Raw genomic sequence first — 14,782 nt, forward strand, 5'->3', positions numbered from 1 at the left:
ATGACGGAAACATTAAACTTCCGACCAATTTACTTGTAATTAAAGACGTTACATTCATATGCCATTCCTCCTCCGTGAAACCGATTTTCCTAGGTTGGTCGTATTGCCTTTACTGTCTGTCTAATATTATAAAATAAAAGAACCAAAACCAAGAATCTTGCTTCGTATCGTGAACATCCGTATGAAAAGAGTAACCATTATACGAGTACCTTATATTTTACTCCTAAACTTTTAATCTACAAACTAAACACCTCCTATCTTTTTCAAAATAAAAGATAGAAGGTGTGCCTAGTAAATTATTCAACTACATCATTCATTTAGTTTGCGATTGCTGAGAAAAACAGCTCGTCTCTACACCCCAAAGACCCTATTTATACACCCCTGTCAATGTAATATCGCTTTCTTTCGTAAAAGATGATTCTAGCAATCGATTGTTTGTTTGAATCACTACTGATTCACCGGCTTTTAAGTTTGGCGCAGTACCTGTATATACTTGCGTCATAATACTATCAAAATCTTTATTGCCTCTGAATCCATATAATCCTGTTTCTGCTTTTAAAACGAGGGCTACTCTAAATGCAGTCATAAATTCACCAAAGGACAGATTTGGGTCAATATATTGATGAATAATCGACTCCACAGCTTCTATTTCTGTCCCCTCATGCAAAATTATCTCTTTAAAAATCGCATCGCCTTGCTGTGCTTGTATTTTTAAATACTGCATAAATAAATAAGATAATGCATAGTTTGCTAGCGGATCTGCATTATGCCACTCTAAAAGAGAGCGCCCGTCTCGGATGGCCGTTGATTCATTATAGTATTGCATATAATCGTGTAATGGACCTTTTATATACATCTGTTCTGCCGCCAATGCAAGACCTTCATCTAACCAATTGGCCATGACCTGATGTTTCTGTTCCGTAAACCGTTCCTGTACAGCTGTAACAAGGTGTTGGAATTCATGCACAAGTGTTGCATACGATTTTGTTACATCTAAATTACTCGGATCATTCCCCATTGTCGGGTACGTATCAATATAAATCATTTCCATCTCGTTCGATACGGATACATCCAGCTGCTCATTTTTATATAAATCTACCGGACTAAAATAACCTGCAATATAATTATCCACTTCTTCCCTTGCTGAATTATCCTTTACATCAAAACATAAGATGGCGATTCGTCCATTGCCATCTATATCTGAAGGAAGCCCAAAATTTTCGGTTACAAGCGGGTAAATATGACGATCAAATTCGTTGGCTAATTTTACTGCTTGCTCGTTCGTAATCGCTCTATTTTGTACCCAAACCTCAGCATGTTCTCCAATATAGGCAAGTGTTGCATAATTATTATAATACGTACTTGTTGCATGGTTATATAAATTAAACAGCTTTATATCTCCTAGATGATATGTTGTCGCTACTTGATGTGAAGATAGTTGGGTATCTACTACGGCGAAGGCATCCTTTAATGGAACTGTTAGGTAGTCCATCTCGCTTTTTACGGACTGTTGCGGATGGAATATTAATGGTCCAGTTGATTGACTTTCACCTATAGTAAGCGATTCATTCGAAATCACGATATAATCGCCACCGTATAATGGTCCCTGTTGTACAATATTAGCTGTTGCATTTACTTGTTCACTTTCTCGCTGTCCATTTTTAACAGCCACTTTATAATAGTATGTTTTCCCTTTTGATAAGTTGCTATCGGTAAAGTCATTATCTGTTACTTCCCCTACTACTATGTAAGAACCATCCACTACTTCTGCTCGGTACACAATATAACCTGTTGCCTCTTGTACCTCATCCCACATTAATGTAATTTGCTGATTCCCCCCTTGCGCTACTACATTGATCGGTGCTACCGGTCGATCAATAGAAAGTACCCACCCTTCCTTTTCTAAAGTCACGACATACGCCGTACCTTCAAAGGAAAAGGTTATCGTGTCAGATAAATCGTTTAAAGGAAATGCATTCCCCTGTTCGTCCTGCTCAAATGTAATGAGCAGTGTATTGATTTCTTCTGCGTGAATAGTTGAAATCGTTGCAGGCCATGTTGTCGTCTCGTTAATTTGTAATGCAATGGGCTCTTGCATATTCATTGACACCGCTGAAGACACTTTGATAGTTGATTTTTCTTTAGATGCTCGTACCTTCACTGCTTTTTCTGCTCTTGTAATAAAGGAAGCCATTTGCCCTCTTGTTACAGCGTTTGCAGGAGAAAATGTTGTTTTGCTCGTCCCTTGTGTAATGGAGTAGTTTAATAAGATTTGCACGTACCTTTCTAAATCAGTGTGCCGTATAATATCCGAAAAAGATAAAGGCGTATCCTCTGCTCCTTCTAACTCAAATGCCTTTACTAAAATTTTGGCTAACTGGCCTCTTGTGAGCGTAGCACTAGGACGGAATGTGCCATCACTATAGCCACCAATAATCCCTTTTTCATATAGTGCATTAATAGCCCCTACATGCTCATAGGAGGTAGGAACATCGGCAAAATTTTGCATGTTATTGGATATATCCAACTGTAATACGCCCGCTAATATTTTGGCTGCCTGTCCACGAGTAAGCGTGTGATCAGGTCTAAAAGTTCCATCACTATAGCCATTAATAATCCCTCGATTGACTAAATCATTAATCGCATCATAATGAACATTCGTCTTTGAGACATCGGTAAATATCGCTGCTTCGGCGCTTGGCACAGCGATAGCAGTAACGACTAAAGTCGATACAATGAATTTACTAATATGTTTTCGCATTATTTAATCCTTTCTAATTTTCAAATAATTATATATCTATATATTACTATTAAAAAAAAGCACTGCCGAGAAAAATTCAGCAGCGCTTTCATTATTAGTACATGTAAGCTATGAATCAAAACAGCAAGAAATATAACAAGCAGTATAAAACCTTCCTATAACTCGTTCAAATACTGACAACGGTATATAAGGTTTTGTTTTATCTACTCAAAATAAGTAACGAATAGACTCGTTCTACCCTTATATCCTTTTTACTTCTAAACAATTTTTGTTGTTGCCAAAGCATCTGTTTACCTTATCTAAACGTCGATTAATCGTATTAATTTCTTCTTAGCATATCTTTTCTTCATTCTTTATTCTTGAGAGCTAACAAGAATCTTAATATGATTTTTTTCTTTCATTAGCGTCTCAAAGCCTTCTGTCACAACTTCGTCAAGCTTAATACGTTTTGTCACAAGCTTTTCAGCTGGGAAGTAACCCTTTGTCATTAGCTCCATCACCGCTGGGAAAATATCTCGGTAGGCAATAATGCCTTTGACTGTGCGCTCTGACAAGACAACATTGTTCGGTTGGATTGAAGCTTCTGTTTCCCAAATAGAAACAATGATGGTTTCTCCTTCAAACGTTGTCGAATCAATCGCTTGCTTTAATACAACGGGAACACCTGTCACTTCAAAGGCGACATCCACACCGCCATCTGTTAGCTCCTGTAAACGGGCAACAGCATCCTCTTCTTGTGGATTAATGACCGCTGTTGCACCTAGCTCTAATGCCTTTGCCGCTCGTTCCTGTGACAGCTCCACTGCATAAATTTCCGATGCCCCCGCTGCACGAAGCGCCTCAATGACTAATAAGCCAATCGGACCTGTACCGAAAACCGCCGCTTTATCTCCTGCCTTCAGCTTACTGAGACGAACAGCATGTAACGCAACAGCGGCAGGCTCTACAAGCGCCCCTTGCTCGTATGATAATCCCTCTGGCATTTTGTGCACCATTTTTTCATCGACCATTGTATATTCAGAGAACCCCCCGCCTCCACCAGATAAACCGTGGAATCCGAGATGCTTACAAATATTATATTTTCCTTTTTTACATGCAGCACATTCGCCACATGCAAGAATTGGCTCTACCACAACAGGGTCTCCAACACGTACCTTTGTAACACCCTCACCGATTTCTACTACTTCACCAGAGAATTCATGCCCCATGACGATTGGCGCAATATCTTGACTGATATAATGTGGTGCTTCTACAGGAATAAAGATTGGTCCTGCCGCATATTCATGTAAATCACTACCACATATCCCCGTCCAGTGTACTTTAATTTTGACCTTTCCTGGTGCAATCACTGGTTCCTCAATTGTTTCCACACGCATGTCCTTTGCTTTATACCATCTTGCTGCTTTCATCGTTTGAATTCCTCCTTCAAGTGTATAGTAGAGTTACAATTTTATCGTATCATAGAATTTTATATATTAACATGAAGTGGGGAATTATTTAACAATTAATTAATGTATTGCTTACAAATAATCATTATATGATTTCACCAGGATTACAAATTGAACAGACCATAATATAGCTAGATTCTTACGCCTTATTCATTAAAAATTAAAGAACCCCTTTTTGTTTTTTCTATGAAGAAAAGACAAATACATTATAAATAAATTCTTCTACTCCTGATTTTTAACAATATAAAAATTAGGAGCAACCATCCCATTATGAATGATTACTCCTATCTCATTATTTTAAACGAATACTAAGCAAAATACTCTTTCAATCGAGCAATAGCCTCATCTGCTTGTGCTTTTGATGGTTTCACAACACCGAAGTAAAACTTACATTTCGGCTCTGTACCCGAAGGACGAATAGCAATCCATGAATGATCGGCTAACATAAATTTCAGCACATTTTCCTTTGGTAATAAAATAGGCTCCGTATGCCCATCACTCTGAGTGGCAATGCTCGTTAAATAATCTTCTATACGCACTACGCCAACACCAGCTATTTCAGTTGGTAGTTGTTCCCGATAGCCATTTAAAATCGCTATCATTTGCTCTTGACCATCTTTTCCTTCAAATACTTTTGAAACTAACGCTTCTTGATAATAGCCATATTGCTCATACAACTCATCCAGTGCATGTAATAATGTTTTGCCTTGTGCTGTATAGTAGGCAGCCATTTCAGCTACTTTTAGTGCCACTTGCACCGCATCTTTATCGCGCACAAAGGTTTCAATTAAATAGCCGTAACTTTCCTCATAGCCAAATACATAGGAATAGGCCTCGCTCACTTCGAACTCTGCAATTTTCTCCGCAATATACTTAAAGCCTGTTAATGTATTTACAGTCGTCACACCAAATTGCTTAGCAATGACCGCACCTAGCTCTGATGTCACAATCGTTTTCAGCATCACACCATTTTTAGGTAGTGTGCCGTTTACTTGTTTTGTATGTAAAATATAGTGTAATAATAGTGCACCGAGTTGGTTGCCTGTTAGTAGCTCATATGTATCACCACTACGTACTGCTACACCTAAGCGATCTGCATCTGGGTCCGTCGCTAATAATAAATCCGCACCTACTTGTTGCCCTAGCTCAATGGCCAATGAAAATGCAGCAGCTTCTTCTGGATTTGGATAAGGTACTGTTGGAAACGCACCATCCTGTACTGCTTGCTGCTCTACTAAATAGACCTGCTTAAATCCAAATTCCTTGAGTCCATCTGTAACTGGCACTAATCCTGCACCATGCAAAGGAGTATAAACGATTTTCATATTCACATCGATTTCAGCATTATTTTGTAATGTTAATAGATGATCCATATATTTTTCATCTATATCCGTTAAAATCCAGTGAAGTAACCCTTGCTGTTCCAGTACTTCTGTACTTAAAGCCTCTATTTCAAAAATATCGGCAATTTGATTCATATGTTCAATAATAGCGTTGGCACCAGATGGCACAAGCTGTGCTCCGTCCTCACCGTATACCTTAAAACCATTGTATTGCTTTGGATTATGGCTAGCTGTAATAACAACACCTGCAAATGCCTGCAACTCACGCACTGTAAATGATAGCTGAGGTGTTGGACGCGATTCTTTATAAACATAAGACGTAATGCCATGCGCTCCTAAAACACGTGCTGTCTCAACCGCAAAGTCATACGAAAAATGGCGTGTATCATAGGCAATGACAACCCCACGCCTTTTAGCAACCTCACCACTTGATTCGATAAAACGTGCCAACCCTTCTGCTACACGGCGAATCGTAAATATATTAATACGATTTGTCCCAACCCCAAGCAATCCGCGCATTCCACCTGTACCAAACGAAACATATTGATAAAAACAATCTTCAATCGCCTTTTCATCTGTTGCAATCGCTTCTAATTCTTCTGCTAAATGACTTGGTAATGTTTCATGTTGCCATTGATTATATAATTCTTTTAAAGCCATTATTTGGTCACCTTCTCTTCTTTCAACAACTCGAACATAAAGCTCTTACAGCTACGTATGTTCTATTATTTTATCTGTATCAAATTAAGGGATTTCTCAAAATGCCAAGCATCTCGACACATATCCTCTAATGTACGCTTCGCATACCACCCAAGCTCGTCTTTTGCTTTCGTTGCATCTGCATAATAAAAGGCAAGATCTCCTGGACGTCGATTTACGATTTTATAAGGAATTTTAATAGCATTCACTCTTTCAAACGTCTGAATAATCTCGAATACACTTGTCCCTGCACCCGTACCCAAATTATAAATATGTACACCCGGTGTCACATGCTGCAGTGCAGCGACATGTCCTTCTGCTAAATCCATGACATGAATATAATCTCGAACACCAGTACCATCTGATGTTGGATAATCATTCCCAAACACTTGTAACTCCTTTAACTTTCCTTTTGCGACTTGTGTAACATAAGGCATTAAATTATTCGGAATACCATTGGGTGATTCACCGAGTAGACCACTTGGATGGGCACCGATTGGATTAAAATAACGCAACAATGAAACGGCAAAACTACTATCACTATTCACCCAATCTTTTAAAATACGCTCTCCCATGGCTTTCGTTTCTCCGTAAGGATTAGTTGTTGGTAAGAGCGACATTGTTTCTTTAAATGGGACTTCATTATCACCATAAACCGTGGCAGAAGAACTAAATACAAACTTTTTCACCTGAAACTGCTTGCACGCATTGGCTAATGTGATCGTACTTAATACATTATTTTGATAATACTTTAACGGCTGTAAAACTGACTCCCCAACCGCCTTATAACCAGCAAAGTGCATAACACCTTCGATTGGATGTTTTTCAAATAAATCATTTACCGCCTGTTCATCTGTTACATCGATTTGATAGAAAGGAATGTTTTTATTTGTAATTTGCTGTAGTACATCTAGCACTTGTGCTTTGCTATTACTTAAATTATCCGCAACCACAACCGAATAACCCGCCTCTATTAATGCGTTGACTGTATGCGAGCCAATATATCCTAGTCCACCTGTTACTAAAATACTCATGTATTCACCTTATTCCCTTAACAATTCTAGCATTTTCCTTTTATATGCCTCTACTCCCGGTTGGTCAAATGGATTAACATCCAATAAATATGCACTCATCGCACAGGCTTTCATAAAGAAATAAATTAAATAGCCTAAATGAAAGGCATCTAATCTCGGTAGTTCCAGCTGAATAACTGGCACACCACCTTCTGCATGAGCTAAAGCGGTTCCTTGCTTGGAAATGGCATTAATTTCATTGAACGTACGACCGGCTAAATAATTTAAACAATCTTCATCGCGGTTATCAAAGCTCACCATAAAATCAGGTTCAATGGATTTAAAGTGCAATAGTGTCTCAAATAAAATCGGACTGCCATCTTGAATAAATTGACCGATTGCATGAAGATCTGTAGAAAAGTTCACCGTTGAAGGATAAAGCCCTTTTTTCTCTTTCCCTTCACTCTCTCCAAAAAGCTGCTTCCACCATTCATGAAATTTATTTAACGAAGGCTCAAAAGAAGCAAGAAGCTCTATACTATAACCTTGCTTATATAAAATATGACGCATAACGGCATATTTATAGGCATCATTTTCTTCTAAATTAGGATTGGCTAATTCTACTGCTGCTTGCTTTGCTCCCGCTAGTAATGCACGAATATCAATATCTGCTACTGCCACTGGAAGTAAACCTACTGGTGTCAACACAGAAAAGCGCCCACCGATATTATCAGGAATGACAAACTGACGGTAACCAGATTTATCCGCCAAAGCTTTTAAGATTCCTTTTTCGGCATCTGTTGTTACAATAATTCGATGTTGTGCATCTTCCCCATACTTTGCCTCCATGTATTGACGCATCACACGAAAAGCAAGGGCAGGCTCCATCGTCCCACCTGATTTCGAAATAACATTCACATATACACGCTTATCTACAATGTATTTAAGTAGTTGATTAATATAAGCACCACTCATATTTTGACCAACATAAATAACCTCAATCCCTTGCATTTGTCTTCCAAAATACGGAGTGAGGGCATCTAAAATCGCACGAGCTCCAAGGAATGAACCACCGACGCCTACAACAATGAGCACATCTGCTTCTTGTCGAATCTCTGCTGCTATTTGTTCAATTTGAAAAAGTAACTCCTCATGATTCTGTTCTGGGTAATGTAGCCAACCTGTTAAGTCATTTGTTGTTTCTAATCTATTATGTAATTCTTTAATAATCTGACTATAATCATTAATTTGTTGTATTGTTAATGAACAGTTTAAGTGGGTTGTTTGTAATATTTTAGTGCACAACGAAATAACCTCTATTCATGTTTAATTTCCTGTTAACTTTCATAATTATTACATATATAAACAGAAAAACCAACCCTAAGCGAGTTGGTATAATTTTAACTATTCTGTAGTTGCTGTGCTTTTTTTATAATTAATTGTTTCACTTGTTCTGACAAGTCTTCTCTACATAAAGCAAAGTCAATCGTTGTTTCAATAAACCCTAATTGCTCTCCTACATCGTAGCGACGTCCCTCGAATTCATAAGCAAATACTCGTTGAATCTCATTTAAAGCTTCAATTGCATCTGTTAATTGGATTTCTCCACCTTTTCCTTTCTTTTTTTCATCTAAGAAACGGAAAATTTCAGGCGTTAAAATATAGCGACCGATAATCGCATAATTCGAAGGGGCATCCTCTAATGCTGGTTTTTCAACAAACTGTGTAACTTGCATTAAGCGGCTGTCCGTATTCACTGGATTAATGACACCATAACGATGTACATCCTCATCTGGCACTTCTTGCACACCAATAACACTTGAAAATGTCTTTTCGTATTGTGTCATTAACTGTTTCAAGCAAGGTTCTTCACTTCTGACAACATCATCACCTAACAAAACAGCAAATGGCTCATCTCCGATAAACTTACGTGCACACCAAATCGCATGACCTAATCCAAGAGGTTCTTTTTGACGAATATAGTGGATGTCTACATTCGCAGACTTCTGCACTTTTTCTAGTATATCTAGCTTTCCTTTTTCCATTAAGCTCGTTTCAAGCTCAAACGCATTATCAAAGTGATCCTCAATGGCTCGTTTGCCTTTACCTGTCACTATAATAATATCTTCAATTCCAGAATCAATTGCTTCTTCGACGATATACTGAATTGTCGGCTTATCTACAATTGGTAGCATTTCTTTTGGCATTGCTTTCGTTGCAGGTAGGAAACGTGTTCCTAACCCTGCTGCGGGAATGATGGCTTTACGGATTTTTGTCATAAGCTCCTCCCTCTATTTCATAACATAACATTAATAAGCATTTTTATTCACAAATCCATTAATGACGGTTTTTAAAATAATCTTTATATCAAATAACTGCGTCCAATTTTCAATATAATAAATATCATGATTAATGCGCTCTTCAATAGATGTATCGCCGCGTAAGCCACATACTTGAGCCCATCCTGTAATACCTGGTCTTACTTGGTGCTTTACCATATACTTCGGTATATCTTCTTTAAATTGATCGACAAAATACGGCCTTTCTGGTCTAGGACCGACAATACTCATATCCCCAATCAATACATTATAAAACTGCGGAAATTCGTCTAAACTTGTTTTACGAAGAAATGTGCCAAATTTCGTACGACGTGGATCATTTTCAACTGTCCACTGTGTATCTGAAGCTGACGTATCCATCATTTTCATCGAACGGAATTTGTACATCATAAATGTTCGTCTATTCAAGCCAACACGCTCTTGCTTAAAAAATACAGGTCCTGGTGATGAGATTTTGATACCAATTGCAATGATTAACATTAATGGCGATGTAATAATTAACACCGCTAATGCAAAGGCTATATCAAAAATACGCTTCCCAACACGATTAACTTGCTCATCTAACGGAATATCACGAATATTAATAATCGGTAAATCTCCAAATTGCTCAAAGTGTGGATTTGCCGGTAAAACATCAAAAAAGTCAGGTACAATTGTCACTCTAATCCCGGCTTTCTCACAAGTCGTAATAATATGTTGATATTTTGAGAACGCTGTTAAAGGTAATGCAATAACAACTTCATCTACAATTTTTTCCTCTAAAACATTTTGTAGTTGATTGACTTTACCAATAACTTTAAATCTCGAATAGTTACAATCTGCTTCTTCCGTTCGATAATCATCTAAAAACCCTAAAACCTCTAAACCATATTCTGGATGGTTCATTAAATTTTCAACGTATTTTTTTCCAACAGTACCTGCGCCTAGTACTAACACAAATTGGCGATTAAAGCCTTTTCTTCTAAGGTGGCGTAGCGTTTGTTTAATCACAAAACGGTACATTACACTTAAAAATATCGCACTGATAATATATATGGCTAAAAACATACGTGAAACGTCCATTATTTTCACTGTAAATAATAAACTTAGCAATACAAACATACTAAAAACGTGTGCTTGACTAATTTTAAACATTTCCGTTGCAAATTTTGCTTTCCGCTTCGTAACATATAATCTTACAAAAAAAGCAATGACAAGATATATTAATGAGTACGATAAATTCCAAAGGAAATATTCCTTAAAAGGTAATACGCTACTAGTATCGACGTCTTCAACTATCCTAAATCGAATAACCCATGCTACAAAAAAGGCTATTTGGATAAAAACAAAATCAAACGTCATATACAATCTTGTTAAAAACTTCTCTCTTCCTCGTATCATGACTTCACCTATAAATTTTCTAATTATTTTTTCATTTTATTTTTAGCAATCTCCAAACCTAACTTCACAGCAATGCCTGCATAAACTAAACAGTTAACAAAAATAGAATATTTCTTTGCATAATGCTTTTTATGAAATAAATACATCGCTCTATGAAACTCGTAAATAATTTTAAAGGGCTTTTTGCGACTACTGGCCCCTTTATAGTGAATAATTGAAACAGTAGGATTATAAATAATTTTCCAGCCACCTTCTTTAATACGATAGCACCAATCAATATCTTCCCCATACATGAAAAATTCTTCATCTAACATCCCGACTTGATTAATCGTTTCTTTTCGTATTAACATAAATGCTCCGACTAAACAATCAATCTCATGAATTTCTTTCATATTTAAATAGCTTTTATGATAGCCATTATATTTAGAGCTATTTGGATATTTTTTAGCTAATCCTGACATATAGTAAAACGATGCTTGTGGTGTTGGAAATCCGCGATGACAAGCTTGATCTAATTTACCATTCGGTAACAATACTTCGCAGCCAGCAGCTCCCACATCTATATGATTATCCATATATTGAGTCATAACAGCTAATGTATTTTCCATTAAAACTGTATCAGAGTTAAGAAGTAAAATATATCTTCCTTGAGCCTGTTTAATCGCTTGATTATTAGCCTTCGAAAAACCTACATTTTCTTTATTTTCAACTAGCCTTACATTCGGATAATGTTTTTTAATTGCCTCAACAGAACTATCCGAAGAGTGATTATCTACTACAAATATTTCAAACATATATGGTAAGTTAGATTTATACACGGAGTCGATACATTCTAATGTAAGCTTTTTTGTATTATAATTGATGATTACTATTGTTAAATCCATTATACTTCCTTTCATTACCATATTCCTTTAAAGAATGAACGAATAAACTTATTACTCACTTTTTGTTTTTGTTTTATAAAGTCTCTTTTTAATTTCATTTTTACAAACTGTTGTTTGAAAAATTCCCATGCTTTTAATAATTCTCGCTCTTTTGATAATGTATAGATAAAACTAGCAATTTCGAAAAAGAGTATATAGGGTAAATGCATTATAAAATTGAATATAGTATCATTTTTCAATATATAAAAATAGCGATTGATATAAGATTTTTGTCGTATATAAACTGGCACTTCCGATCGCTTCTTTTCCTCTTTCCATCCTCTACCGTGAGTCGCTATAGCATTTGGTACAAAAACTGCTTGCCATCCTAATACTTGTGCACGCCAGCTAACATCTACATCCTCTTTATAGGCAAAAAAGCTTTCATCAAAAAATTCACTTTCATAGCTAATATCATTAATCATTTTTCTTTTATAAATCACTGCAGCACCTGACACACCAAAAACATTCGTTAATTGATCATATTGCCCTGTATCTATTTCATTAGCGCCTCTATCGATTGCACGGCGATTTTTCTTCATCCGAATCCCTGTGCTGTCTAAAAGTTTATTATTAATATCTCTATATAGTTTTCCAGTCGCCATTCCCATGCAAGAATTACTTTCTAATATTTCTATAATATTTTCTATATATGTATCATGTAGTTGAACATCTGGGTTTAACACTAAAACATAATCTGTATTGGTCATGTGAATTGCTTGATTATGCGCAGGTGCAAATCCGGTATTTTGTTGATTTAAAACTAATTGAACATTCGGGAAAGCTCGCACCTTCAATGCCGTTTCATCTTGTGAATTATTATCAATAACTATAGTTTTAAATATTGGATATGTTTGCTTCAGGACAGCACTTAAACATGCTTCAATATCACTCTCACTATTGTATGTAACGATTTGCACACTAACAGTTGATTTCATTTCTTTCTCCTTATATTTCTATTCTATCTATTTTAAGGAAAATAAACAAAAATAACAATCTATGAAAGATTGTTATTTCCAGTAGTTTTGTAAGAAAGCTTTTAAACCTTCTCTCCAATGACGAGCAGGCTTAAAATTATTTAATTTTAATGCTGTATCACCTAAGACTGAATAACTTGGTCTTTTAGCAGGAGTCGGATATTGCTCTGTCGTTAATGCATTTACTTTAATATCAATGTTAGCTTCCTCAAAAATCGCCTTGGCAAATTCATACCATGAGCAAGAACCGCCATTTGTGCAATGATAAATACCATATTTCTCTGTTTGCACAAGTTCAATAATAAACTCAGCTAAATCCACTGTATACGTCGGTGAACCAATTTGATCACTCACAACACCTAATTCGTCTTTCTCTCTCGCTAAACGTAGCATCGTTTTTACGAAGTTTGGACCATATTCACCGTAAACCCAAGCTGTACGAACGATGAAGTATTTCGTACTTAATGTTTGTGTCAATTGTTCACCTGCATATTTAGATTTACCATAAATACCAATTGGATTAGCTAAAGCATACTCCTCATATGGCTCTGTTGCATTTCCATTAAACACATAATCTGTACTTACGTAACAAACTTTCGCCCCAACTTTGTTTGCTGCAACAGTTAAATTACGCTGTCCATAAGCATTCACCGTAAAAGCAAGCTCCTGATTTGATTCAGCTAAATCAACCTTTGTATAAGCAGCCGCATTAATAATGACATGTGGCTGGATTTTTTTTACTACTTCAATAACAGTATTTAAATCACAAATATCTAAATCACTCTTAGTATATGCAAATAACTCCATGTTCTGCTTCAACAATTGCTGCACTAGCTCCTGTCCAAGCTGACCGTTAGCACCTGTTACTAAGATTTTCATTATTCCTGCTCCAATTTACTACCGTATTGATTTTCATAATAATTTTGGTAGTCACCTGAAATAATGTTTTCCCACCAAGAACGATTATTTAAATACCATTGCACTGTATCTTTAAGACCTGTTTCAAAATTATAAATTGGCTCCCATCCTAACTCTGCTTGAAGCTTTGTCGGATCAATCGCATAACGACGATCATGTCCTAAACGATCTTCCACGTATTTAATTAATGACTCTGGTTTATCTAGCTGCTTTAAAATTCCCTTTACAACTTCAATGTTCGTTTTTTCATTGTGACCACCAACGTTATATACTTCACCAACCTTACCTTTGTGAAGCACTAAATCAATTGCACGGCAATGGTCTTCTACGTGTAACCAGTCACGTACGTTTAATCCGTCACCATATACCGGTAATGGTTTGTCGTTTAATGCGTTAATAATCATTAACGGAATTAATTTTTCAGGGAAGTGGAACGGCCCGTAGTTATTTGAACAACGTGTAATATTTGTCGGTAAACCATACGTTTCATGATATGCCATTACAAGCATATCCGCTCCTGCTTTACTTGCACTATACGGACTGTTCGGATCTAAAGGTGTTGTTTCAGTGAAATAACCTTCTGCCCCTAGGGAACCGTACACTTCATCCGTTGATACTTGAATGTACTTTTTCACTTCATATTTACGTGCAGCATCTAATAATACTTGTGTACCTTGGATGTTCGTTGTTACAAAAACGTCTGGATTCGTAATACTACGGTCTACGTGTGATTCAGCTGCAAAGTTTACAACAACATCTATCCCTTCAGCAAATAAAGAATCAACTAACGCACGATCTGTAATATTCCCTTTTACGAAACGATAGTTTTCTTTACCTTCAGATTCTTTTAAGTTCTCTAAATTGCCTGCGTATGTAAGTGCATCTAAATTTACAATTGTATAAGCTGGGTATGTGCGTACCATGTAGTTTACAAAGTTACTACCGATAAAGCCCGCGCCACCAGTAACTAAAATTTTCATA

The 14,782-nt window shown here is 36.6% G+C and carries 11 protein-coding genes; all 11 read right to left on the minus strand.

Annotated features, from left to right (window positions below):
* Positions 1 to 367 precede the first annotated feature (367 nt).
* Positions 368 to 2,761, minus strand: a complete 2,394-nt coding sequence (locus AAGS61_RS03680; protein ID WP_391367486.1) for an S-layer homology domain-containing protein — start codon at positions 2,759 to 2,761, stop codon at positions 368 to 370.
* Between the two features lie 353 nt (positions 2,762 to 3,114).
* On the minus strand, positions 3,115 to 4,170 hold the full coding sequence (locus tag AAGS61_RS03685) for a 2,3-butanediol dehydrogenase (RefSeq protein WP_391367489.1): 1,056 nt from the start codon (positions 4,168 to 4,170) through the stop codon (positions 3,115 to 3,117).
* Positions 4,171 to 4,517: 347 nt separating this feature from the next.
* Positions 4,518 to 6,212 (minus strand): phospho-sugar mutase, encoded by a 1,695-nt coding sequence (locus tag AAGS61_RS03690; RefSeq protein WP_391367492.1) that lies wholly within the window; start codon positions 6,210 to 6,212, stop codon positions 4,518 to 4,520.
* Positions 6,213 to 6,277: 65 nt separating this feature from the next.
* Positions 6,278 to 7,285: a UDP-glucose 4-epimerase GalE gene (gene galE, locus AAGS61_RS03695; RefSeq protein ID WP_391367494.1), complete on the minus strand. Its 1,008-nt coding sequence runs from the start codon at positions 7,283 to 7,285 to the stop codon at positions 6,278 to 6,280.
* 9 nt (positions 7,286 to 7,294) lie between these two features.
* On the minus strand, positions 7,295 to 8,569 hold the full coding sequence (locus tag AAGS61_RS03700; protein WP_391367497.1) for a glucose-6-phosphate isomerase: 1,275 nt from the start codon (positions 8,567 to 8,569) through the stop codon (positions 7,295 to 7,297).
* Between the two features lie 95 nt (positions 8,570 to 8,664).
* Positions 8,665 to 9,543, minus strand: a complete 879-nt coding sequence (gene galU, locus AAGS61_RS03705; protein WP_391367500.1) for a UTP--glucose-1-phosphate uridylyltransferase GalU — start codon at positions 9,541 to 9,543, stop codon at positions 8,665 to 8,667.
* A gap of 30 nt (positions 9,544 to 9,573) precedes the next feature.
* Positions 9,574 to 10,983: an undecaprenyl-phosphate glucose phosphotransferase gene (locus AAGS61_RS03710; RefSeq protein ID WP_391367503.1), complete on the minus strand. Its 1,410-nt coding sequence runs from the start codon at positions 10,981 to 10,983 to the stop codon at positions 9,574 to 9,576.
* Positions 10,984 to 11,006: 23 nt separating this feature from the next.
* Positions 11,007 to 11,867, minus strand: a complete 861-nt coding sequence (locus tag AAGS61_RS03715) for a glycosyltransferase family 2 protein (protein ID WP_391367506.1) — start codon at positions 11,865 to 11,867, stop codon at positions 11,007 to 11,009.
* A gap of 14 nt (positions 11,868 to 11,881) precedes the next feature.
* Positions 11,882 to 12,844 (minus strand): glycosyltransferase family 2 protein, encoded by a 963-nt coding sequence (locus tag AAGS61_RS03720; RefSeq protein ID WP_391367509.1) that lies wholly within the window; start codon positions 12,842 to 12,844, stop codon positions 11,882 to 11,884.
* 72 nt (positions 12,845 to 12,916) lie between these two features.
* A complete protein-coding gene (gene rfbD / locus AAGS61_RS03725; RefSeq protein ID WP_391367512.1) occupies positions 12,917 to 13,762 on the minus strand; it encodes a dTDP-4-dehydrorhamnose reductase in 846 nt (281 codons plus the stop codon).
* Positions 13,762 to 14,781, minus strand: coding sequence for a dTDP-glucose 4,6-dehydratase (rfbB, locus tag AAGS61_RS03730; protein ID WP_391367514.1), 1,020 nt, complete (start codon positions 14,779 to 14,781; stop codon positions 13,762 to 13,764). The genes rfbD and rfbB overlap by 1 nt, the downstream gene beginning before the upstream one ends.
* Position 14,782: the final 1 nt, after the last annotated feature.

This window comes from Lysinibacillus sp. KU-BSD001 (genome assembly GCF_042920265.1).
Classification (GTDB): Bacteria; Bacillota; Bacilli; order Bacillales_A; family Planococcaceae; genus Lysinibacillus_B.

Coding starts and splice junctions, on each gene's coding strand:
- AAGS61_RS03680 (WP_391367486.1), bottom strand. CDS start 2,761: ATGCGAAAACATATTAGTAAATTCATTGTATCGACTTTAGTCGTTACT.
- AAGS61_RS03685 (WP_391367489.1), bottom strand. CDS start 4,170: ATGAAAGCAGCAAGATGGTATAAAGCAAAGGACATGCGTGTGGAAACA.
- AAGS61_RS03690 (WP_391367492.1), bottom strand. CDS start 6,212: ATGGCTTTAAAAGAATTATATAATCAATGGCAACATGAAACATTACCA.
- galE (WP_391367494.1), bottom strand. CDS start 7,285: ATGAGTATTTTAGTAACAGGTGGACTAGGATATATTGGCTCGCATACA.
- galU (WP_391367500.1), bottom strand. CDS start 9,543: ATGACAAAAATCCGTAAAGCCATCATTCCCGCAGCAGGGTTAGGAACA.
- AAGS61_RS03710 (WP_391367503.1), bottom strand. CDS start 10,983: ATGATACGAGGAAGAGAGAAGTTTTTAACAAGATTGTATATGACGTTT.
- AAGS61_RS03715 (WP_391367506.1), bottom strand. CDS start 11,867: ATGGATTTAACAATAGTAATCATCAATTATAATACAAAAAAGCTTACA.
- AAGS61_RS03720 (WP_391367509.1), bottom strand. CDS start 12,844: ATGAAATCAACTGTTAGTGTGCAAATCGTTACATACAATAGTGAGAGT.
- rfbD (WP_391367512.1), bottom strand. CDS start 13,762: ATGAAAATCTTAGTAACAGGTGCTAACGGTCAGCTTGGACAGGAGCTA.
- rfbB (WP_391367514.1), bottom strand. CDS start 14,781: ATGAAAATTTTAGTTACTGGTGGCGCGGGCTTTATCGGTAGTAACTTT.